The sequence below is a fragment of the Streptococcus halitosis genome, assembly GCF_003143695.2.
Lineage (GTDB): Bacteria > Bacillota > Bacilli > Lactobacillales > Streptococcaceae > Streptococcus > Streptococcus halitosis.
The window spans coordinates 1,273,388-1,296,895 of sequence record NZ_QEMY02000001.1 but is presented as its reverse complement, the minus strand read 5'-3'; the positions used below and the strand labels follow the sequence as shown (position 1 = coordinate 1,296,895).

General features: G+C 41.1%; 20 protein-coding genes and 1 pseudogene. 18 read left to right on the top strand and 3 right to left on the bottom strand.

The features are described from left to right. Window positions 1-77: 77 nt before the first annotated feature. The 9 genes from dnaG (at window position 78) to DB729_RS06385 (ending at window position 7,713) form a co-directional block, all read left to right on the top strand. The gene (gene dnaG, locus DB729_RS06425; protein ID WP_109289953.1) at window positions 78-1,838 is read left to right on the top strand and encodes a DNA primase; all 1,761 of its coding nucleotides are present in this window, start codon (window positions 78-80) and stop codon (window positions 1,836-1,838) included. Between the two features lie 2 nt (window positions 1,839-1,840). After that, on the top strand, window positions 1,841-2,950 hold the full coding sequence (rpoD, locus tag DB729_RS06420) for an RNA polymerase sigma factor RpoD (protein WP_000201893.1): 1,110 nt from the start codon (window positions 1,841-1,843) through the stop codon (window positions 2,948-2,950). A gap of 14 nt (window positions 2,951-2,964) precedes the next feature. Beyond that, window positions 2,965-3,294, top strand: a complete 330-nt coding sequence (locus tag DB729_RS06415; protein WP_033584109.1) for a metal-sulfur cluster assembly factor — start codon at window positions 2,965-2,967, stop codon at window positions 3,292-3,294. 112 nt (window positions 3,295-3,406) lie between these two features. Then, window positions 3,407-4,450, top strand: a complete 1,044-nt coding sequence (locus tag DB729_RS06410) for a glycosyltransferase family 4 protein (protein ID WP_208288051.1) — start codon at window positions 3,407-3,409, stop codon at window positions 4,448-4,450. 8 nt (window positions 4,451-4,458) lie between these two features. Further along, on the top strand, window positions 4,459-5,784 hold the full coding sequence (locus DB729_RS06405; protein WP_109289954.1) for a glycosyltransferase family 4 protein: 1,326 nt from the start codon (window positions 4,459-4,461) through the stop codon (window positions 5,782-5,784). A 32-nt stretch (window positions 5,785-5,816) separates the two neighbouring features. Then, the gene (locus DB729_RS06400) at window positions 5,817-5,993 is read left to right on the top strand and encodes a PspC domain-containing protein (protein ID WP_007519479.1); all 177 of its coding nucleotides are present in this window, start codon (window positions 5,817-5,819) and stop codon (window positions 5,991-5,993) included. 29 nt (window positions 5,994-6,022) lie between these two features. After that, a complete protein-coding gene (locus DB729_RS06395; RefSeq protein ID WP_000863851.1) occupies window positions 6,023-6,157 on the top strand; it encodes a DUF4044 domain-containing protein in 135 nt (44 codons plus the stop codon). A gap of 71 nt (window positions 6,158-6,228) precedes the next feature. After that, window positions 6,229-7,539, top strand: coding sequence for a GTPase ObgE (gene obgE / locus DB729_RS06390; protein ID WP_084854109.1), 1,311 nt, complete (start codon window positions 6,229-6,231; stop codon window positions 7,537-7,539). A 9-nt stretch (window positions 7,540-7,548) separates the two neighbouring features. Further along, window positions 7,549-7,713, top strand: coding sequence for a hypothetical protein (locus DB729_RS06385; RefSeq protein ID WP_000502578.1), 165 nt, complete (start codon window positions 7,549-7,551; stop codon window positions 7,711-7,713). A 35-nt stretch (window positions 7,714-7,748) separates the two neighbouring features. Here the strand turns inward: DB729_RS06385 and DB729_RS06380 are convergent. Together DB729_RS06380 and DB729_RS06375 are read right to left on the bottom strand one after the other, a co-directional pair. Next, a pseudogene (locus DB729_RS06380) lies at window positions 7,749-8,219 on the bottom strand (arginine repressor). 18 nt (window positions 8,220-8,237) lie between these two features. Further along, complete coding sequence (locus tag DB729_RS06375) at window positions 8,238-10,511, bottom strand: Xaa-Pro dipeptidyl-peptidase (protein WP_109289955.1); 2,274 nt, start codon at window positions 10,509-10,511, stop codon at window positions 8,238-8,240. Between the two features lie 395 nt (window positions 10,512-10,906). Here DB729_RS06375 and DB729_RS06370 point away from each other — a divergent pair, with 395 nt between their 5' ends. From DB729_RS06370 to sdbB, 9 genes are all read left to right on the top strand, one after another. After that, window positions 10,907-14,008: a DNA polymerase III subunit alpha gene (locus tag DB729_RS06370; RefSeq protein WP_109289956.1), complete on the top strand. Its 3,102-nt coding sequence runs from the start codon at window positions 10,907-10,909 to the stop codon at window positions 14,006-14,008. 81 nt (window positions 14,009-14,089) lie between these two features. Next, window positions 14,090-15,097 (top strand): 6-phosphofructokinase, encoded by a 1,008-nt coding sequence (gene pfkA / locus DB729_RS06365; RefSeq protein WP_000820879.1) that lies wholly within the window; start codon window positions 14,090-14,092, stop codon window positions 15,095-15,097. Between the two features lie 64 nt (window positions 15,098-15,161). After that, window positions 15,162-16,667 (top strand): pyruvate kinase, encoded by a 1,506-nt coding sequence (gene pyk, locus DB729_RS06360; protein ID WP_084920963.1) that lies wholly within the window; start codon window positions 15,162-15,164, stop codon window positions 16,665-16,667. A gap of 157 nt (window positions 16,668-16,824) precedes the next feature. Next, complete coding sequence (locus tag DB729_RS06355) at window positions 16,825-18,084, top strand: UDP-N-acetylglucosamine 1-carboxyvinyltransferase (protein ID WP_084854117.1); 1,260 nt, start codon at window positions 16,825-16,827, stop codon at window positions 18,082-18,084. Between the two features lie 15 nt (window positions 18,085-18,099). Then, complete coding sequence (locus DB729_RS06350; RefSeq protein WP_109289957.1) at window positions 18,100-18,651, top strand: GNAT family N-acetyltransferase; 552 nt, start codon at window positions 18,100-18,102, stop codon at window positions 18,649-18,651. Continuing rightward, window positions 18,644-19,921 carry a CBS-HotDog domain-containing transcription factor SpxR gene (gene spxR, locus DB729_RS06345; RefSeq protein ID WP_000033809.1) on the top strand — a complete coding sequence of 426 codons (1,278 nt, stop codon included), beginning with the start codon at window positions 18,644-18,646 and terminating at the stop codon, window positions 19,919-19,921. Before DB729_RS06350 ends, spxR begins: the two co-directional genes overlap by 8 nt. Before the next feature lie 15 nt (window positions 19,922-19,936). Further along, window positions 19,937-20,797: a methionyl aminopeptidase gene (locus tag DB729_RS06340; RefSeq protein WP_000631555.1), complete on the top strand. Its 861-nt coding sequence runs from the start codon at window positions 19,937-19,939 to the stop codon at window positions 20,795-20,797. Window positions 20,798-20,923: 126 nt separating this feature from the next. Next, window positions 20,924-21,631: a thiol-disulfide oxidoreductase-associated membrane protein CcdA2 gene (gene ccdA2, locus DB729_RS06335; protein ID WP_084872987.1), complete on the top strand. Its 708-nt coding sequence runs from the start codon at window positions 20,924-20,926 to the stop codon at window positions 21,629-21,631. A gap of 11 nt (window positions 21,632-21,642) precedes the next feature. Continuing rightward, window positions 21,643-22,188, top strand: a complete 546-nt coding sequence (gene sdbB, locus DB729_RS06330; protein WP_084872989.1) for a thiol-disulfide oxidoreductase-associated lipoprotein SdbB — start codon at window positions 21,643-21,645, stop codon at window positions 22,186-22,188. 34 nt (window positions 22,189-22,222) lie between these two features. On the opposite strand, the gene pbp3 is transcribed toward sdbB, so the two are convergent. Then, a complete protein-coding gene (pbp3, locus tag DB729_RS06325) occupies window positions 22,223-23,458 on the bottom strand; it encodes a D-alanyl-D-alanine carboxypeptidase PBP3 (protein WP_109289958.1) in 1,236 nt (411 codons plus the stop codon). Between the last annotated feature and the right edge of the window lie 50 nt (window positions 23,459-23,508).

The following is a 23,508-nucleotide window of genomic DNA, read 5'->3' as shown; positions in this document are numbered from 1 at the left end:
TATGAAATGGTTTACTTTTTTTCAGAAATAAGCTATACTAGTTTACGTGAAACTATGATAAGATGGAGGTATTGTGTATGGTTGACAAGCAAGTCATTGAAGAAATCAAAAACAATGCCAACATTGTGGAAGTCATAGGTGATGTGATTTCTTTACAGAAGGCTGGACGGAACTATTTAGGGCTCTGTCCTTTTCATGGTGAAAAGACCCCCTCTTTCAACGTTGTGGAAGACAAGCAGTTTTATCACTGTTTTGGCTGTGGTCGTTCAGGAGATGTCTTTAAGTTTATCGAAGAATACCAAGGCGTGTCCTTCATGGAAGCTGTTCAGCTCTTAGGTGAGCGTGTCGGTATTCAACTAGCTATGCCTATCCAGTCTCGTCCTCAACAGTTTTCTCCTCATCAAGCTCTATATGATATGCATGAAGAAGCAGCACGCTTTTACCATGCAATCCTCATGACGACTAAGATGGGAGAAGAAGCAAGGGCTTATCTCTACAAACGTGGGTTGACGGATGAAGTTCTGAAGCACTTCCAAATTGGACTAGCTCCAGCCGAGAGAAACTATCTTTACCAACGTTTATCTGGCAAGTTTGAGGAAAAGGATTTATTGGAATCTGGCTTGTTTTATTTGTCAGATGACAATCAGTTCTTTGATACCTTTTTCGGACGTATCGTCTTTCCTTTGACCAATGACAAGGGGCAGGTTATTGCCTTTTCAGGTCGTATTTGGCAAGAAACAGATAATCAGACTGCCAAGTATAAAAATAGTCGCTCGACTGCAATTTTTAACAAGAGTTACGAATTGTATCATTTGGACAAGGCAAAAAAGGGAACAGGTAAGATTACAGAGCTCTATCTGATGGAAGGCTTCATGGATGTGATCGCAGCCTACCGTGCTGGTATAGAAAATGCTGTAGCTTCCATGGGAACAGCCTTAAGCAAGGAGCATGTTGACCACCTCAAACGCTTTACCAAAAAAATTGTTCTCAGCTATGATGGTGACAAGGCAGGACAGGCAGCAACAGCCAAGGCACTAGAGGAGTTAAAAGACTTTTCAGTGGAAGTTGTTCGAGTACCTGATGCTATGGACCCAGATGAGTATTTGCAAAAGAATTCTGCTGAAGACCTGGCTTACCTTTTAACCAAGACTCGGATTAGCCCTATAGAGTTCTATATTTACCAGCTCAAGCCAGAAAATAGTGATAACTTGCAGGCGCAAATCGAGTTCATTGAAAAGATTGCACCCCTAATCGCCAAAGAAAAGTCTATCACTGCCCAGAATTCTTATATCCATATTCTGGCGGATAATCTACCTTCTTTTGATTACCAGCAGGTGGAACAGATAGTAAATGAAAGTCGCATTGTTCAAAGGCAGGAAAGAGTCAAAGAGGAGCAACCTCCAGCAGCGATTAGTTTACCTGTAACGCGGCAACTGACAGCAGTCATGAGAGCAGAGGCTCATCTCCTCTATAGGATGGCTGAGAATCCAGTTGTTTTGAATGACTATCGATTAAGAGAAGATTTTTTCTTTGATACCCCAGAATTTCAGATTCTTTACGAATTATTAAGTGAGCAAGGAGAAATCGGCTCAGAGGAGCTTTCTCATCAGACGCCTGAAGTTGAAAATGCCTGGTACCACGTGCTTAGTCTGGATTTGCCAGCTGAGATGTCGCCTCAGGAGCTCGTGGAAGTCGAAGCGACTCGAAACCGTGCCCTCCTCAGCAAGGACAACTTAAGAATTAAAAAGAAAGTGCAGGAAGCTAGTCATGTAGGAGATACAGACACAGCCTTGGAAGAATTGCAACGATTGATTTCCCAAAAGAGAAGAATGGAGTAATAATGGCAACAAAACAAAAAGAAGTAACCACATTTGATGTGCAAGTAGCAGACTTTATCCGTAACCACAAAAAAACAGGAACAGCAACAGACGACGAAATCAATTCAAGTCTGGTTATTCCTTTTACTTTGGATGCAGACGGCATTGAAGACCTTTTGCAACGGATTCAGGATGCTGGAATTTCTATCACAGATAATGAAGGAAATCCAAGTGCGCGTGTTCTTAGTACAGAAGAAGAACCAGAACTCAGTGATGAGGACTTGATTGGCTCAACTTCTGCCAAGGTTAATGACCCAGTCCGTATGTATTTGAAGGAAATCGGGGTCGTTCCTCTCTTGACCAACGAAGAGGAAAAAGAATTGGCCCTAGCTGTTGAGGCTGGTGATATCGAGGCCAAACAACGTCTTGCCGAAGCCAACCTTCGTTTGGTGGTTTCTATCGCTAAGCGCTACGTAGGGCGTGGCATGCAGTTTCTTGACTTGATCCAAGAAGGAAACATGGGCTTGATGAAGGCTGTTGACAAGTTTGACTATTCAAAAGGATTTAAGTTTTCAACTTACGCAACTTGGTGGATTCGTCAGGCAATCACTCGTGCCATCGCTGACCAGGCTCGTACCATTCGTATCCCTGTCCACATGGTTGAAACCATTAACAAGCTTGTCCGTGAACAGCGGAATCTCCTTCAGGAATTGGGGCAAGATCCAACTCCTGAACAAATCGCTGAGCGTATGGATATGACACCTGACAAGGTCCGTGAAATCTTGAAAATCGCTCAAGAACCAGTATCACTTGAAACACCGATTGGTGAAGAGGACGATAGCCATCTTGGGGACTTTATCGAAGACGAAGTGATTGAAAATCCAGTAGACTACACAACTCGTATCGTTTTGCGTGAGCAGTTGGATGAAGTCTTGGATACTCTTACAGACCGTGAAGAAAACGTCTTGCGCTTGCGTTTCGGACTAGATGATGGGAAAATGCGTACTCTTGAAGATGTTGGTAAAGTCTTTAACGTGACTCGTGAGCGTATTCGTCAGATTGAAGCCAAGGCTTTGAGAAAATTGCGTCAACCAAGTCGCAGCAAACCACTTCGTGATTTTATTGAAGACTAAGAGTGAGGAATAACATGACTTATACAGAAGAGCAAATTGAAACGATCAAAACACGCATTTTAAATGCCTTGGAAGAGGTCATCGACCCTGAGTTGGGAATTGATATTGTCAACCTAGGTTTGATTTACGAGATTCGTTTTGATGGTGAAACAGGTCACACGGAAATTGATATGACCTTGACAACTATGGGTTGCCCACTGGCTGACCTCTTAACAGACCAGATACACGATGCGATGACAGAGGTGCCTGAGGTAACCAATATCGAAGTCAAATTGGTCTGGTATCCAGCCTGGACGGTTGAAAAAATGAGTCGCTATGCGCGTATCGCCCTAGGAATTAAGTAATCGATTGGAAAATTACGAGAGACGATTGGAAAAGAGAGGGGCTCCTCCATTTTCCTCTGGTCTCTTCTTTCTTTTACTGATTTTCTTGAAATAAAATGGTATAATGAGTAATATGGAAAACAAAAAATTGCGTATTAATATGCTAAGTTCAAGTGAAAAAGTGGCTGGTCAAGGAGTATCAGGAGCTTATAGAGAATTGGTTAGTCTCCTTCACCGTGATGCCAAAGATCAGTTAATTGTTACGGAGAATCTTCCTGTAGAGGCAGACGTAACCCACTTTCACACCATTGATTTCCCTTATTATTTATCCACATTTCAAAAGAAACGCTCTGGGAGAAAAGTTGGCTATGTGCATTTCTTGCCTGAGACACTCGAAGGGAGTTTGAAAATTCCATTTTTCCTAAAAGGAATTGTCAAACGCTATGTTTTTTCCTTTTACAATCGGATGGAACACTTGGTGGTGGTCAATCCCATGTTTATCGAGGATCTAGTTGCTGCGGGTATTCCACGAGAAAAAATAACTTATATTCCCAATTTTGTAAACAAAGAAAAATGGCATCCATTACCAGCTGAACAAGTTGCACAACTTCGTGAAGAAATGGATCTCGCAAAAGATCAGTTTGTCGTGGTTGGTGCGGGCCAGGTTCAGAAACGAAAAGGGATAGATGATTTTATCCGTCTTGCTGAAGAATTGCCAGAAATTACCTTTATCTGGGCTGGTGGTTTTTCATTTGGTGGAATAACAGATGGTTATGAACGCTATAAGAAGATTATGGACAATCCACCTAAAAATCTAATTTTCCCAGGTATTGTGTCACCGGAGAGGATGCGGGAACTGTATGCTTTAGCTGATTTGTTCTTACTACCTAGCTATAATGAACTATTCCCTATGACCATCTTAGAGGCAGCTAGTTGCGAGGCTCCTATTATGTTAAGGGATTTGAACCTGTATAAGGTCATTCTTGAGGGAGATTATCGTGCTACAAGTGATGTCTCTGAGATGAGAGAAGCAATCCTAGAATATAAAGAAAATCCTGAAGCGTTGAAAGAATTGAAAGAAAAAGCTAAAAGGATATCCAAGCAGTATTCAGAAGAGCGTTTACTGGGAATTTGGTTAAAATTTTATCGGGAACAGGCTGCTCTAGGTAAAAAGTGAGGTAATCTATGCGAATTGGTTTATTTACAGACACCTATTTTCCTCAGGTTTCCGGGGTTGCGACCAGTATTCGAACCTTGAAGACAGAGCTTGAGAAGCAAGGCCATGCAGTTTTTATCTTTACAACAACAGATAAAGATGTGAACCGCTACGAGGATTGGCAAATTATTCGAATTCCGAGTGTTCCTTTCTTTGCATTTAAAGATCGACGATTTGCCTATCGAGGTTTTACAAAGGCACTTGAAATCGCCAAGCAGTATCAGCTCGATATCATTCATACCCAGACAGAATTTTCACTTGGATTATTAGGGATTTGGATCGCACGAGAATTGAGAATTCCTGTTATCCATACCTACCATACCCAGTACGAAGACTATGTGCATTATATTGCTAAGGGGATGTTGATTCGTCCAAGTATGGTAAAATATCTGGTACGTGGTTTCCTTCGTGATGTAGATGGAGTAATCTGCCCTAGTGAGATTGTTCGGGACCTTTTATCTAAATACAAAGTGAAGGTTGAAAAACGTGTCATTCCAACCGGAATTGAGCTAGCTAAGTTTGAACGGCCTGAGATTAAAGAGGAAAACTTGCAAGAACTTCGTTCGAAGTTAGGTATTCAGGAAGGCGAGAAAATGCTACTGAGTCTTTCTCGTATCTCCTTTGAGAAGAATATCCAAGCAGTCCTAGATGCTTTTGCTGAAGTATTGAAAGAAGAAGATAAGGTGAAGCTGGTCGTTGCTGGAGACGGTCCTTATCTGGACAGTCTGAAAGAGCAAGCAGTGAAATTAAACCTGCAAAAACATGTGATTTTTACAGGTATGATTGCTCCAAGCGAGACAGCCTTATACTATAAGGCTGCAGATTTCTTCATCTCTGCCTCAACGAGTGAAACTCAGGGCTTAACCTATCTAGAAAGTCTAGCCAGTGGAACGCCTGTTATCGCTCATGGCAACCCCTATCTTGATAACCTGATCAATGATAAAATGTTTGGTACCCTCTACTACGGAGAACGAGAGCTTGCGGGAGCTATCCTTGAAGCATTAATCGCTACTCCTGATATGTCTGAACAAAAGTTGGCGGATAAGTTGTACGAAATTTCGGCTGAGAACTTTGGAAAACGAGTACATGAGTTTTACCTTGATGCCATTATCTCAAATAACTTTGAACATGAATTGCATGATGGAAAACCTGTCAGTCAGCGCTTTTTAAAAACGATTTTATATCTACCCCAACAGGCTGTTACAAGTCCAGTAAAAGAGTCTAAGCGTATTTTGCGGGCTTCTCGGAAGCAATTATCCAGCATCAGAGATTATTGGAAAGATGAATTCAAATAATAGAATAAGAGGAAAATATTATGAAAAAATTAATGCGAAGTGGAAAAAACCAAATAATTGGTGGAGTCTGTGCAGGAGTTGCCCATTATTTTGATATTGACCCAACAATTGTTCGTGTTGTTTGGGGTGTTCTTGCATTTTGTTATGGAGCAGGAATCCTTGCTTACATCATTTTATGGGTGGTTGCACCGGTTTCGACAGACTATTAAATTAGAATTATATAGAAAAAGGAGAAGTTATGGCTTTTGGAGATAATGGAAAACGTAAAAAAACATTGTTTGAGAAAGTGACACTTGTTGTCGTGCTCATCATGTTGTTTGTAACCCTTGCTGGTATCTTTGCGACAGCACTTGGAGCGTTTAGCAGATTCTAAGCAAGCTGCGAGAATAGAAACAATAACTAATGACTGGGTTCTCCCCAGCCTTTTTAAAGTGAGAAGAAAATATGAGTATGTTTTTAGATACAGCCAAGATCAAGGTCAAGGCTGGTAATGGTGGCGATGGCATGGTTGCCTTTCGTCGTGAAAAATATGTCCCTAATGGCGGTCCTTGGGGTGGTGATGGTGGACGTGGAGGTAACGTTGTTTTCGTGGTAGACGAAGGCTTACGTACCTTGATGGATTTCCGCTATAACCGTCATTTCAAGGCTGATTCCGGTGAAAAAGGGATGACCAAAGGAATGCATGGACGTGGTGCAGAAGACCTTCGTGTTCGTGTGCCACAGGGAACTACTGTACGTGATGCAGAAACAGGTAAAGTCATTACAGACTTGATTGCACATGGTCAAGAATTTATCGTGGCTCATGGCGGTCGAGGCGGTCGTGGGAATATCCGTTTTGCAACACCAAAAAATCCTGCGCCTGAAATCTCTGAGAATGGAGAACCAGGTCAAGAACGTGAGTTACAACTGGAATTGAAGATTCTAGCGGATGTTGGTCTAGTCGGTTTCCCATCTGTCGGAAAGTCAACATTGCTTAGTGTCATCACTTCAGCTAAACCTAAGATCGGTGCTTACCACTTTACGACGATTGTCCCTAATTTGGGCATGGTTCGTACGCAGTCAGGTGAATCTTTTGCAGTAGCAGATCTTCCAGGTTTGATTGAAGGGGCTAGTCAAGGTGTTGGTCTTGGAACCCAGTTTCTTCGTCATATCGAACGTACACGAGTTATCCTCCATGTCATCGATATGTCAGCTAGTGAAGGACGTGATCCTTATGAGGATTACCTTGCTATCAATAAGGAATTAGAATCTTATAACCTTCGTCTCATGGAACGTCCACAGATTATTGTGGCCAACAAGATGGATATGCCTGAAAGTCAGGAAAATCTGAAAACTTTCAAGGAGAAGTTGGCAGCAAACTACGACGAGTTTGAGGAACTTCCAGCCATCTTCCCTATTTCTGGATTGACCAAGCAAGGTTTGGCAACTCTTTTGGATGCGACAGCTGAATTGTTGGACAAGACTCCAGAATTTCCGATCTATGATGAGTCTGATATGGAAGAAGAGGCATACTACGGCTTTGATGAGGAAGAAAAGGCCTTTGAGATTAGTCGTGATGATGATGCTACATGGGTACTTTCTGGTGAAAAACTCATGAAACTCTTTAACATGACCAACTTTGACCGTGACGAATCGGTCATGAAGTTTGCTCGCCAGCTTCGTGGTATGGGGGTTGACGAAGCCCTTCGTGCGCGTGGAGCCAAAGATGGCGATTTGGTCCGCATCGATAAATTTGAGTTTGAATTTGTAGACTAGGAGATTGATATGGGAGATAAACCGATATCATTCCGAGATGCAGATGGAAATTTTGTTTCTGCAGCAGATGTGTGGAATGAAAAGAAACTAGAAGAATTGTTTAATCGTCTCAACCCTAAACGTGCTCTTCGATTGGCACGCACAAAGAAAGAAGAAACACAGTCCAAGAAATAAAAAATTCCCGTGATCTTTTGATCACGGGATTTGTGTTATTCGCCAAAGAAAAATGGTGGTGCGTATTTTTTAAGGCTTTCAAAACAAGCTTGCGCTTTTGTAGCATCTTCACAGATAATCATGCAGACATCATCTCCACAAAGCGTTGCAATGACATCTGGAAAGTCCAAGGAATCAATTACAGATCCAAATGATTGGGCTAAACCGGGTAAAGTTTTCAAAATAACTTGGTGTTGGACAGGACGCAACATAACAAGAGCATCTTCCATATAATTTTCGAGACGTTTTTCCCACTTGGAGATAGAACCTGTATTTAGCACGTAGTAAGAATTATCTTCTTATCGTACTTTTGAAAGGTTCATGGTTTTGATATCGCGTGATAAGGTTGCCTGTGTAACTTGGATATCGTTTTCGGCTAACAAGGCTTGTAATTCCACTTGGGTATGGATTTTGTTTTTTGAAACGAGGGCACGAATAAGTTGGTGTCTGTGTTCAGATTTGTTCATAAGTGTTAATAGCTCCTTTTATGAGGGAATAGTGATAGTAGACTGTGCTAAATCAACAGTCAACTGATAGTCTGTATTATCTCGAATTGTAATCTCAAAGTCTGTTGTGTAGAGAACCAAGCGGAGAGTGTCTCCTTCTTTAAGTTTGTAGATAGTTGGTTGAAGCTCTAGCTTGAAGTCCATCCATTCATTTGGTTGAATTTCTTCGATTGTCAAGAGATCATCTCGGTTTTGAAGATTGAGGTAGCCTTTGGTGATGACACGTTGGGCACTTGGGTTGAATGGCAGTTCACAGAGATTTTCTAACATGTGGTAACGACCATTGTCAATGGTTCGGACTGATTGAACCGCTGGATAGGGTTGAAGGTACTTCTGTTGTCCTAGTTGGAGGACTTGAGCAGACAATAAGCCCTTGTTTGTACTTGATTTGACACGAAGTTTCAGCTCCACTCGACCATTTAAGTGAATGTCTTGACTTACTGGAAGGTCAATGGTGATCTGATTAGCTTTTCCTTGGTAAAGTTCAGTGTTAAAGGTCTGGTAAGTCTTGCCATAACGCTCAAAATCTTTTTGATCATACTGGTTTTGAATCACTTTTTCCTCATTACCAAGAGAGAAGGTATGCAGTTCATCTTGTTTGCCAAAGTTATCAAGTCTCTGCCATGTTTGCGGTGCGGTATTGTCCTGCCAGATGACAGTAGGAAGTTGATAGCCTGAGTCAAGTCCTAACAATTTCTTACTCAACAAGGCATTCATGGACTCGCGGAAGTCAATTGACTGCCAGTTGTTCATATAGACATGGGCACCATGATGGAAAAAGAGGTGCTTGTTGATATGAGTTGGAAGGGCATGAAACATCTGGTAAACATGAAGAGGTTTGACGTTCCAATCCTGAGAACCATGCGTAAAGACGACCTCAGCTTGAACATTGTGAGCATTGAGTAGATAGTTGCGGTCATGCCAAAACTGATTGTAGTCACCAGTCTTGCGATCTAATTGTTCTTTTACCTTCTCTAAGTCTGCCTGATGAACTCCATTGCCACTAATATAATCACCAGCTAGGAGATTACGGGAGTAGGTCAATTCAGCAAGTGAGTCAAAATCCTCACCTGGATAACCATCTGGGCTAGTCACCAAACCATTTTCCCGATAGTAGTTGTACCAAGAGGAAATACCTGCTTCAGCGATAATGACCTCTAAGCCATCAACACCAGTGGTGGCGAGACCATTGGACATGGTGCCTAGATAGGAAATTCCTGTTGTTGCAACTTTGCCGTTTGACCAATCAGCCTTGACTTGACGTTTGCGTGTGTGGTCTGTGAAAGCACGGCAACGACCATTAAGCCAGTCAATCACGTTTTTATATGCTTCAATTTGCCGGTAGTCCCCATTGGTCATGAGACCTTGGGAATCTTTGGTTCCAACACCCGATACATAGAGATTGGCAAATCCACGTGGGAGGAAGTAGTCGTTGAGAGTGTATGAGCTATTGATATGAGCTAACTTTTCTTCAGCTTCAGAGACGGGTTCAGCTTGGCCGATAGGCTCGACTAAATTCAGCTTGGGCTCCTCAAGCTGAATGGTGTGGGCAGGTTTGACCTCAAGCTCCCCTTCCATTTTGTAGAGAGCTTTATCGCTAGCTTTGACGTTGGTCCCTTGGTGATAAGGGCTGGCAGTCATAACTGAAGGAATTTGTCCATCATAACGCGGGCGAATAATGCTGACCTTGACTAAGTCAGGGAGACCGTCTTTATCAGTATCCACACGACTCTCGACATACACGACTTCACGAATGACATCATGAGTAGAGAAGGTTGCCAAGCTCTTACCGTTAAAGTAGTGGTAGTGATTGTCTTCTAAAATGAGTCCGTCACTAACAAATTGGTCGATGAGCGTATTTCCTTTTTTCGTTCGCGTATTGAGTAACTGATAAAGATTTTCGATGAGATCTCCATAAACAATAGGAAATCCAGTTTCTTTACGGAATTGTTCGGCGTCCTCAAAGTCAACAAGATAGTTAAACCCTAAAAGTTGAAAAACTACCGTGTAGAAAACATCAGCAGTTAAATCACGCTCTGATTGGAAAAAAGTTAATAGATCTGTTTCGTTATCCGCAGCCAAAGTGGATAAGGCATAATCCGTGTTAGAATAAGTGAAAAAACTCCAACGGATGAAGTCTTCAAATTGCTTTTTTAAGGGCAGTTGAGGGGACAATTCCAGACCAAGACTTGCTAATTCATCTAATTGTTGAGAACTAAAGGTCGGAAGATAGCTAAATTGATTAAAACGCATGGTTCTCTCCTTTGAAAACAGACTGAATTTATTATATCAAAAAATAAGGAAAAATGGAATAAATAAACTTTAATGCAAGAAATTTCGTGAAGCGGAATACCTATTTAGTAAGTTATTATAAAATGATGAATAAATACTATAATAAAAAGCTCTTTCTTAGAATTTTTTATATGTGAAATTGCATATAGAGTCCGGCTTTATTATACTTTACTTAGTATAAAAATGTCTAAAATGACATTCAAATCCATCTTATAATATTAAAAATTAAAGGGAAGAAAGACGGAGAGGGTGTAAATGCTGATGTTAAAAAGAAAGCATCCGAGTTGCTTCAATATCCAACTTTAAATGGTATAAATGGTATAATAGTAGTAAAACGAAAGCAAGGAGGAGAAGAAATGATTGCACAGCTCGACACCAAGACTGTTTATAGTTTTATGGAAAGTGTGGTTTCGATTGAAAAATATGTACAAATGGCTAAAGAATACGGCTATTCTCACCTTGCTATCATGGATGTGGATAATCTCTATGGAGCCTATCATTTTCTAGAAGCAACTCGTAAGCATGGCATTCAACCTTTAATTGGTTTAGAAATGACCTTGGTCAAAGATGAGGAGAATCTCTCTCTACGTTTTCTAGCCCTATCCACTAAAGGTTATCAAGAGTTGATGAAGTTATCCACTTTAAAAATGACTGGACGGAAAAATTGGTCTGACTTCACCTCCCACCTCGAAGATGTTGCTATTATTGTTCCCTATTTTAATGGGGTCGAACAGTTAGATTTAGGCTATGACTATTATATCGGTGTCAGTCCAGATACTCCTCAAGAAGTCTTTACTAGATCTATTCTTCCACTCTATCAAGTCAACTCTTTTGAAAAAGAAGACCTACAGGTTTTACAAATCTTGTCAGCAGTCAAGGATAATGTCAGCCTAAGAGAAGTGGATCTGCATTCACAACAGGGGATCTTTCTAACTGCCTCAGATTTAGAAGCTCGGTTTAAAAATCGCTTCCCTCAGGCGCTTGCCAATCTCCAGGATTTGATAGAGAATGTAAGCTATCAAATCGACCCAAGTTTAAAACTTCCTCGCTTTAATCCTGAAAGACCAGCGGTGGAAGAGCTTCGAGCAAGAGCTGAGAAAGGCTTGATTGACAAGGGGCTAACCTCAGCTATTTATCATGAGCGACTGAATGAGGAATTAGCTGTGATTCATGATATGGGATTTGACGACTATTTTCTTGTAGTTTGGGATTTGTTGCGTTTTGGACGTTCCCAAGGGTACTATATGGGAATGGGGCGTGGGTCTGCTGTGGGTAGTCTAGTAGCTTACTCACTGGATATTACAGGAATTGACCCGGTTGAAAAGAACCTGATTTTCGAGCGCTTTTTAAATCGTGAGCGTTACACCATGCCTGATATCGATATCGACATCCCTGACCTCTATAGACCAGAGTTCATTCGCTATGTTCGTGATCGGTATGGTAGTCAACACGTGGCACAGATTGTCACTTATTCGACCTTTGGAGCAAAACAGGCAATTCGTGATGTTTTTAAACGCTATGGCGTTCCAGAGTACGAATTAACAAATATTACGAAAAAAATCAGTTTCCGAGATACGCTAACGACAGCCTATGAAAAGAATTTGCAGTTTAGGCAGATTATCAATAGCAAGATTGAATACCAAAAAGCTTTTGAGATTGCTCGAAAGATAGAAGGGTATCCTCGTCAGACCTCTATTCATGCCGCTGGGGTCGTTATGAGTGACCAAGATCTGACAGACTATATCCCGCTCAAATACGGTGAGGATATGCTGATCACCCAATATGATGCACATGCAGTTGAAGCTAATGGCCTTTTAAAAATGGATTTCCTTGGTTTACGTAACCTGACTTTCGTACAAAAAATGCAGGAATTACTAGCAGAATCAGAAGGTATTCATCTGAGAATCGAAGAGATTGATTTGGAAGATAAGGAAACGCTGGCCCTCTTTGCTGCTGGAAATACCAAGGGGATTTTCCAATTTGAACAACCTGGTGCCATTCGACTCTTGAAACGAGTTCAGCCACAAGTCTTTGAAGAGGTAGTAGCCACAACCTCCCTCAACAGACCAGGAGCTAGTGATTATATTGATAACTTTGTCGCTCGGAAGCACGGCAAAGAAAAGGTGACGGTGCTGGATCCTGTCTTGGAGGATATTCTGTCATCAACTTATGGTATTATGCTCTATCAAGAGCAGGTCATGCAGGTAGCTCAGCGATTTGGAGGCTTCAGCCTTGGTAAAGCTGATATTCTCAGACGAGCCATGGGTAAGAAAAATGCTAAAGAGATGCATTTGATGAAGGAAGATTTTATCACAGGAGCTATGAACTTGGGGCATTCAGAAGAAAAAGCTAACCAAGTCTTTGCAGTGATAGAAAAGTTTGCGGGCTATGGATTTAACAGATCCCACGCTTATGCCTACTCAGCGCTGGCTCTCCAGCTTGCTTATTTCAAGACACACTATCCTGCTATTTTCTTCCAAGTCATGTTGAATTATTCCAGTAGCGATTACATTGTGGATGCATTGCAGATGGGCTTTGAAGTAGCCCCGTTAGCAATCAATAGCATTCCCTATCACGATAAAATTGCTCAGAAGAAAATATATCTTGGTCTAAAAGCCATTAAGGGCATCCCAAGAGATTTTTCTTACTGGATCATCGAAAATCGTCCTTTCTCAAGCATTGAAGATTTTGTCACACGTCTTCCCAAGAATTACAAGAAACTGTCGCTTTTGACTCCTTTGGTTGAACTAGGGCTCTTTGATGAATTTGACAAGAATCGCCAGAAAATCTTAGTGAACCTACCAAACTTATTTGTTTTTGTTGAGGAGTTAGGTGGACTCTTTGCGGATACAACCTATAGTTGGACTGAAGCTGATGATTTTACTGAGACGGAGAAATTTTACAAGGAGCAGGAATTGATTGGGGTAGGTATCAGTGCCCATCCTCTCCAAACTCTTGCCAAACAAGCCCTATATCCGACGACCCCGATTGCTAATCTTACTGAGGGAGCTCAAGCTACTCTCCTAGTTGAAGTGCAAAAACTAAAAGTGATTCGAACCAAGAAGGGCGAGAACATGGCTTTCCTACAGGTTCATGACAGTAAGTCTCGGATGGATGTGACTGTATTTTCAGATCAATATAGAAAATTCGCCCCCATCCTCTCCGAAGGGAAATTTTACTATATCAATGGGAAGGTTCAATCTCGAGATGGCCGTTTGCAAATGATTGCACAAGATTTGAAAGAAGCAGTGGCGGAACGATTCTGGATTCAAGTTAAAAATCATGAATACGATAAAGAGATTTCACATATCCTAGAACAATACAAAGGCCCAATACCTGTCATTATCAGGTATGAAGAGGAAGGAAAAACGGTTGTTTCTACACGACATTTTGTAAAAAAAGAGCCTGCTATACAGGAGAAATTAAAGGAAATTACCATGAAAACGATTTATCGCTAAAAATACGAAAAATAGAAGAATTTTCGATTTAAATATGGTATAATCAGTAAGAATGTTAAAAGGAAAAGGAGCAAAAACCAAATGAAACGTATTGCTGTTTTGACCAGTGGTGGAGACGCCCCTGGTATGAATGCTGCCATCCGTGCGGTAGTTCGCCAAGCAATCTCAGAAGGAATGGAAGTTTTCGGTATCTATGATGGGTATGCAGGTATGGTTGCCGGCGAAATTTATCCACTTGATGCTGCTTCAGTAGGAGACATCATTTCCCGTGGTGGTACTTTCCTTCACTCTGCTCGTTACCCTGAGTTTGCACAACTTGAAGGTCAACTTAAAGGGATTGAGCAGTTGAAAAAACACGGTATCGAAGGTGTCGTTGTTATCGGTGGTGACGGTTCTTATCACGGAGCTATGCGCTTGACTGAGCATGGATTCCCTGCTATCGGACTTCCAGGTACAATCGATAACGATATCGTAGGTACTGACTTCACAATCGGATTTGATACTGCAGTTACTACTGCAATGGATGCAATCGATAAGATTCGTGATACATCATCAAGTCACCGTCGTACTTTCGTTGTTGAAGTAATGGGACGTAATGCTGGCGATATCGCACTTTGGGCAGGTATTGCAACTGGTGCTGATGAAATCATTATCCCTGAAGAAGGCTTCAAGATGGAAGATATCGTAGCTAGTATCAAAGCTGGTTATGAATGTGGTAAAAAACACAACATCATCGTTTTGGCCGAGGGGGTTATGTCTGCCGATGAATTTGGTAAGAAACTAAAGGAAGCAGGAGATACTAGTGACCTTCGTGTGACTGAGCTTGGACATATCCAACGTGGTGGTTCACCAACCGCTCGTGACCGTGTATTAGCGTCACGTATGGGAGCACACGCTGTTAAACTTCTCAAACAAGGAATCGGTGGTGTCGCTGTTGGTATCCGTAACGAAAAAATGGTTGAAAACCCAATTCTTGGAACAGCAGAAGAAGGAGCCTTGTTCAGCCTAACAGCTGATGGCAAAATCGTTGTTAACAACCCTCACAAAGCTGACCTTGAACTTGCTAGCTTGAATAAGAGCTTGTCATAATCAACTTTAACTAATCTGGTAAAATGACCATAAAAGGTCAAATTATATAAAGGAGTCACAAATCATGAATAAACGTGTAAAAATCGTTGCAACTTTGGGTCCTGCGGTTGAAATCCGTGGTGGAAAGAAATTCGGTGATGACGGATACTGGGGTGAAAAACTTGACGTTGAAGCTTCAGCAAAAAACATTGCTAAATTGATTGAAGCAGGAGCTAACACTTTCCGTTTCAACTTCTCACACGGTGACCACCAAGAACAAGGTGAACGTATGGCAACTGTTAAACTTGCAGAAAAACTTGCAGGTAAAAAAGTTGGTTTCCTTCTTGATACTAAAGGACCAGAAATCCGTACTGAATTGTTCGAAGGTGAAGCTAAAGAGTACTCATACAAAACTGGTGAAAAAATCCGTGTTGCAACTAAACAAGGAATCAAATCAACTCGTGAAGTGATTGCTTTGAACGTTGCTGGTGCTCTTGACATCTATGATGACGTTGAAGTTGGTCGCCAAGTATTGGTTGACGATGGTAAACTTGGTCTTCGCGTTGTAGAAAAAGACGATGCAACTCGTGAATTTGTAGTTGAAGTGGAAAATGACGGTGTGATTGCTAAACAAAAAGGTGTAAATATCCCTAACACTAAAATTCCTTTCCCAGCTCTTGCTGAACGTGATAACGATGATATCCGCTTTGGTCTTGAACAAGGTATTAACTTCATCGCGATTTCATTCGTACGTACTGCAAAAGACGTTAACGAAGTTCGTGCAATCTGTGAAGAAACTGGTAACGGTCACGTTCAATTGTTCGCTAAAATCGAAAACCAACAAGGTATCGACAACTTGGATGAAATCATTGAAGCTGCTGACGGTATCATGATCGCTCGTGGTGACATGGGTATCGAAGTACCATTCGAAATGGTTCCAGTTTACCAAAAAATGATCATCACTAAAGTGAACGCAGCTGGTAAAGTCGCTATCACAGCAACAAACATGCTTGAAACTATGACTGAAAAACCACGTGCAACGCGTTCAGAAGTATCAGATGTGTTTAACGCTGTTATCGACGGAACTGACGCTACAATGCTTTCAGGTGAGTCTGCAAATGGTAAATATCCACTTGAGTCAGTTACTACGATGGCAACTATTGACAAAAATGCTCAAACTCTTTTAAAAGAATACGGTCGCTTGTCATCTGTTAACTTGTCACGTAATTCTAAGACTGAGGTTATGGCTTCAGCTGTTAAGGATGCGACAAATTCTATGAATATCAAGTTGGTGGTTACTCTTACTAAGACAGGTCACACTGCTCGTTTGATTTCTAAATACCGTCCAGATGCTGATATCTTGGCAATCACTTTCGATGAATTGACTCAGCGTGGTTTGATGTTGAACTGGGGAGTTATTCCAGTAACCACTGATCGCCCATCAAACACTGATGATATGTTTGATCTCGCTGAAAGAATTGCAGTTGAGCAAGGTTTGGTAGAATCTGGTGATGATATTGTTATCGTTGCAGGTGTACCACTTGGCGAAGCTGTTCGTACAAACACAATGCGTATCCGCACTGTACGCTAATCTAACATTAAAACCTATCATTTCAAGCTTTATCGCTTGTGTGATAGGTCTTTTTTTATCGAAATGGAATGTTTAATCAATAGGAATGGGAAAAAAATGAAAATTATGGTATAATAGAACGAAAAGACCTTTTTAGTAAATTTTGAAAGAGTAAAACATGAGAAAAATTGTCATCAATGGTGGACGTCCATTGCAAGGTGAGATCACCATTAGTGGTGCTAAAAATAGTGTTGTAGCACTTATTCCAGCTATTATCTTATCAGATGATATTGTCACTTTAGATTGTGTTCCAGACATTTCAGACGTTGCTAGTCTTGTCGAAATCATGGAAATTATGGGGGCGACTGTTAAGCGTTATGAGGATGTCTTGGAGATTGATCCAAGAGGTGTTCAAAACATTCCTATGCCTTATGGCAAGATTAATAGCTTGCGTGCTTCTTATTATTTCTACGGAAGTCTTTTAGGTCGCTTTGGTGAAGCTACAGTTGGACTTCCTGGTGGATGTGATCTGGGGCCTCGTCCGATTGACCTTCACTTAAAAGCCTTTGAAGCCATGGGTGCTAAGGTCAGCTATGAGGGAGATAATATGAATTTATCTGCCCAAGGTAAGGGGCTTCATGGCGCAAGTATTTACATGGATACCGTCAGCGTTGGTGCAACGATTAACACTATGATTGCTGCGGTTAAAGCTAAGGGACGCACTGTCATTGAAAATGCGGCTCGTGAACCGGAAATTATTGATGTCGCTACCCTTTTGAACAATATGGGGGCCCACATTCGTGGTGCGGGGACTGATATTATCATTATTGATGGTGTTGAGAAACTTCATGGAACGCGTCACCAAGTCATTCCAGACCGTATCGAAGCTGGAACCTATATTTCACTTGCTGCAGCGGTAGGAAAAGGAATTCGCATTAACAACGTTCTCTATGAGCACTTAGAAGGTTTTATCGCCAAACTAGAGGAAATGGGCGTTCATATGACGGTCTCAGAAGACAGTATCTTCGTTGAAGAACAGTCTGGTTTAAAGGCCATCAATATCAAAACAGCTCCCTATCCAGGGTTTGCAACCGATTTGCAACAGCCTATCACGCCACTTTTACTAACTGCCCAAGGTCGTGGAACCATCATTGATACGATTTATGAGAAACGTGTTAACCATGTTTTTGAATTAGCAAAAATGGATGCGGATATTACGACTACGAATGATCATATTATCTACAACGGTGGTCGTAGATTGCACGGGGCAAGCGTAAAAGCTACAGACTTGCGAGCTGGTGCAGCGCTTGTTATTGCTGGTTTGATGGCTGAAGGTAAAACTGAAATTACAAATATTGAGTTTATCCTGCGAGGCTACTCAGATATTATTGAGAAATTGCGTAGTCTTGGAGCAGATATTACACTCGTTGAAGACTAAACCGTTGAGGTGATTATGAATATTTGGACCAAATTAGCAATGTTTTCTTTTTTTGAAACGGAGCGCTTGTATTTGCGTCCTTTCTTTTTTAGTGACAGTCAAGCATTTTACGAGATTGCTTCCAATCCTGAAAATTTGCAGTTTATTTTTCCCAGTCAATCAAGTTTAGAAGAAAGTCAATACGCGCTTGCCAACTATTTTATGAAGACTCCTCTAGGTGTTTGGGCTATTTGTCTCCAAGGAAATCAGGAAATGATTGGCTCCATTAAATTTGAAAAGATTGATGAAATCAAAAAAGAAGCAGAAATTGGTTATTTCTTAAAAAAGGATTCTTGGTCACAAGGTTATATGACAGAAGTGGTTACCAAGCTATGTCAGCTTTCATTTGAAGAATTTGGTTTAAAACAATTATCCATCATCACTCATTTGGAGAATCAAGCTAGTCAAAAGGTAGCCTTAAAATCGGGCTTTAGTCTCGTTCGACAGTTTAAGGGGAGCGATCGTTATACACGAAAAATGAGGGACTATCTTGAATTTCGATACATAAAAGGAGAATTCAATGAGTAAACACCAGGAAATTTTGTCCTATCTGGAAGAGTTGCCAATTGGGAAGAGAGTTAGTGTTCGCAGTATTTCCAATCACCTAGGTGTTAGTGACGGAACAGCCTACCGAGCTATCAAAGAAGCTGAAAATCGTGGCATCGTTGAAACTCGGCCACGAAGTGGAACCATACGGGTCAAGTCCCAGAAAGTGGCTATTGAGCGGCTAACCTATGCTGAAATTGCTGAGGTCACCTCATCTGAAGTTTTAGCTGGTCAGGAAGGGTTGGAGAGAGAGTTTAGCAAATTCTCCATTGGGGCTATGACAGAGCAAAATATCCTGTCCTATCTCCATGATGGTGGTCTTTTGATCGTAGGAGACCGCACTCGCATTCAACTTTTAGCCTTGGAAAATGAAAATGCAGTCCTCGTTACGGGTGGTTTTCATGTCCAAGATGATGTTCTTGAGTTGGCTAATAAAAAAGGGATTCCAGTTCTGAGGAGTAAACATGACACTTTTACAGTAGCGACCATGATTAACAAAGCCCTCTCAAATGTTCAAATCAAAACCGATATTCTGACAGTCGAAAAGCTCTATCGTCCCAGTCATGAGTATGGTTTTTTGAGAGAAACGGATACAGTCAAAGATTATCTAGACTTGGTCCGTAAGAACAGAAGTAGTCGTTTCCCAGTCATTAACCAACACCAAGTTGTTGTTGGAGTTGTTACCATGCGTGACGCAGGAGATAAATCCCCCAGCACGACGATTGACAAGGTGATGACGCGCAGCATCTTCGTAACAGGATTGGCGACCAATATTGCCAATGTCAGTCAACGAATGATTGCAGAAGACTTTGAGATGGTTCCGGTAGTCAGAAGCAACCAAACCCTACTCGGTGTTGTAACACGACGAGATGTCATGGAAAAGATGAGCCGTTCTCAGGTTTCTGCTTTGCCGACTTTTTCAGAGCAAATTGGACAAAAACTCTCTTACCATCATGATGAAGTCGTCATAACTGTTGAGCCCTTTATGTTGGAGAAGAATGGGGTCCTTGCTAATGGAGTCTTGGCTGAAATTCTCAACCATATGACCCAAGACCTCGTTGTGAATAGCGGACGTAATCTCATCATTGAACAGATGTTGATTTATTTCTTGCAGGCTGTACAGATAGATGATACTCTGCGGATTCAGGCTCGTATTATTCACCACACGAGACGCTCAGCTATTATTGATTATGATATTTATCATGGTCATCAGATTGTTTCAAAAGCAAATGTTACGGTTAAAATTAATTAGAATCTAGGAGAAAAAATGATAACTTTAAAATCAGCACGTGAAATCGAAGCCATGGACAAGGCTGGTGATTTTCTAGCAAGTATCCATATCGGCTTACGTGATTTGATTAAGCCAGGCGTAGATATGTGGGAAGTCGAAGAGTATGTTCGTCGACGTTGCAAAGAGGAGAATTTTCTTCCTTTACAGATTGGTGTGGATGGCGCAGTCATGGATTACCCATACGCTACCTGTTGTTCTCTCAACGACGAAGTTGCTCATGCTTTTCCACGTCATTACATCTTGAAAGATGGAGACTTGCTCAAGGTTGATATGGTACTGGGTGGCCCGATTGCCAAATCCGACCTCAATGTATCTAAACTCAACTTTAATAATGTTGAGCAAATGAAAAAATACACCCAAAGCTATACTGGTGGTTTAGCAGACTCATGTTGGGCTTATGCGGTTGGTACACCGTCTGAAGAAGTGAAAAACTTGATGGACGTGACCAAGGAAGCTATGTATATAGGGATTGAGAAAGCGGTTGTTGGAAATCGTATCGGTGATATCGGTGCAGCCATTCAAGAATACGCTGAAAGTCGCGGTTACGGTGTCGTACGTGATTTGGTTGGACACGGTGTTGGTCCCACTATGCATGAAGAGCCAATGGTTCCTAACTATGGTATTGCAGGCCGTGGACTCCGTCTCCGTGAAGGAATGGTACTAACCATTGAACCCATGATCAATACTGGTGACTGGGAAATCGATACAGATATGAAGACTGGCTGGGCTCATAAGACTATAGATGGTGGCCTATCTTGCCAATATGAACATCAATTCGTGATTACCAAAGACGGTCCTGTTATCTTGACTAGTCAAGGTGAAGAAGGAACGTATTAAAATAAAGGAGCTTAGCTCCTTTTTTTGTATCTAGTCGAGATAAAAAAGATAAGCGTAGCAGACTTCTTACAATTTTTTTCTTTTATAGTAAAATAAGATTAGAATTTTGAGAAAGTAGGTAATTCGTTGGAGTCGATTATATTTCTAGTATCCGTTTTTTTAGCAGGTATTCTGTCCTTCTTTTCACCCTGCATCTTTCCTTTGCTACCTGTCTATGCTGGTATTTTACTGGATGATCAGGGAAATTCGAAAAGCTTTCGCTTTTTTGGAAGAGACGTTGCATGGTCAGGTTTAATTCGAACCTTGTGCTTTATTGCTGGAATCTCCCTTATTTTCTTTATTTTAGGATTTGGAGCTGGATTCCTAGGGCACATGCTCTATGCAGACTGGTTTCGTTATGTTATGGGAGCAGTCATTATCCTCTTGGGCCTTCACCAGATGGAAATTTTGCATTTCAATAAACTGGAGGTTCAAAAGACAGTCACCTTCAAACAATCAAAACCTAATCACTATCTGTCAGCCTTTTTACTTGGGATAACCTTTAGTTTTGGTTGGACCCCTTGTATCGGACCAGTTTTGAGTTCGGTCTTGGCCCTAGCAGCTTCCGGTGGCAATGGTGCTTGGCAAGGAGCCGTGTTAACATTAGTATACACATTGGGAATGGCCCTTCCTTTCATTGTTTTGGCCTTGGCTTCGGGCTGGATTATGCCCTACTTTAGTAAATTAAAACCCCATATGATCATACTAAAGAAAATCGGGGGAGCTTTGATTATTTTGATGGGATTATTATTAATGCTAGGGCAGTTAAATGCCTTGTCAGGAATTCTTGGATAAAAGGAGAAAAAATGAAAAAAGTTATTTTTGCTGGATTGAGCCTCATGTCTCTATTCTTGTTGATTGCCTGTGGTGAAAAAGAAACCAGACAGACAAGCAGTCCAAAACAACCTGCTGTACAACAAATCGCAGTCGGTAAGGATGCGCCAGACTTTACCTTGCAGTCTATGGATGGCAAAGAAGTGAAGTTATCAGACTACAAAGGGAAAAAGGTCTATTTGAAATTCTGGGCTTCTTGGTGTGGACCATGTAAAAAAAGCATGCCTGAGTTGATGGAATTAGCTGCCAAACAAGATCGAGACTTTGAAATCTTGAGTGTCATTGCACCAGGTCTCCAAGGTGAAAAAACAGTTCAAGACTTTCCAAAATGGTACCAAGAACAAGGCTACAAGGATATACCAGTTTTATATGATACGCAAGCAACTACCTTCCAAGCCTACCAAATTCGTAGTATTCCAACGGAATACTTGATTGACAGTCAGGGTAAAATCGGAAAAATCCAATTTGGTGCTATTAGCAATGCTGATGCAGAAGCAGCGTTTAAAGAAATGAAATAAAATAAAGAAAAAATCGCGATTGTTCGCGATTTTTTTATAGTTTTTCATTGATAAAGCGGATAAATTGATTCCACCAAACCTTCAAAAAGAAGGCTTTTTCTACTTTCTTTTCAGAAACCATTTCAAAAGATGGTTTTTCAGAAGTGAGATAACCTTGACCGACCAAATCCTGATCGTCATAGGTTAGAGTACCGACAACCTTGCCTTCTTCCAGTGGAGCTATTTCTGATTTTGGTGTGAATTGAAGAGCTGATGTTGTTTCACTTCCAACTCGTTGGACGATTGCAATATCTGACTTAGCAATTGCAGCTACCTTATCTTCTTTCCCATCAAGGACTGTCACTTTGCTATCTTTATAGGTTTCGCCTTTCTGAACGACAGTTTTTAAAGCAAAGTTTGCAGAAACATAATCTAAAAGTGAAGAAGTTGCAGTAAAACGTGCATAAGGGTTGCTATCTTGTTGGTTCGCATTTAAAACAACCGTAATAATACGCATCCCTTTTTCAACGGTTGTTCCAACGAAAGAAGCACCAGCTTTGTCGGTAGTACCTGTTTTCAAACCGTCGACACCACCACGATAGGCTGGCATTCCTTCCAACATATAGTTGGTTGAGTGGATTTCAAGTCCAGCAAAAGTAGAAGTTGGCTTTTTAGTGATTTCCAAAACTTGAGGATAATCTCGGATGAGATTACGAGCGACGATTGCAACGTCGTAGGCACTCAACTTGTTTTCATCGTCTTTTTTAGAACCAGGATATATATTATCGCCAAGGGTCTCATTATTTAAACCAGTAGTGTTTACAATAGTAGCATCTTGGATTCCCCATTCAAGAAGTTTAGCCCTCATCTTGTCTACAAAGTCTTTCTCAGAACCAGCAATCTTTTCTGCTAGCGCAATCGCAGCGCTGTTTGCACTGGATACCATTGTAGCCTCTAATAGTTGTTCAACAGTATAATTTCGAGCTTCCATAGGGACGTTACTGGCCTCAGAATTAGTTGTAAGTTTGTAAGGATAGTCCGAAATATCAACAGGTGTTGACAGACTGATAGTCCCTTGTTCCAAGGCTTCATAGACCAAATAAACTGTAACTAGTTTCGTAATAGAAGCAATTTCTACAGGCTGATTTGCATCTTTTTCGTAGAGGATTTTTCCAGTTGTAGCCTCGACAGCAATGGCATGTTTAGCAGCAACATCAAACTCCTGAGCAGAAACAGTAGAAGCTGTTCCAAAAACAAAAAGTGTTATAAAAGATAAAATTATTTTTTTCATATTAGCTTTATTTTATCATAAAGAAAAAAAATATTCTCGCTTTTTTACTA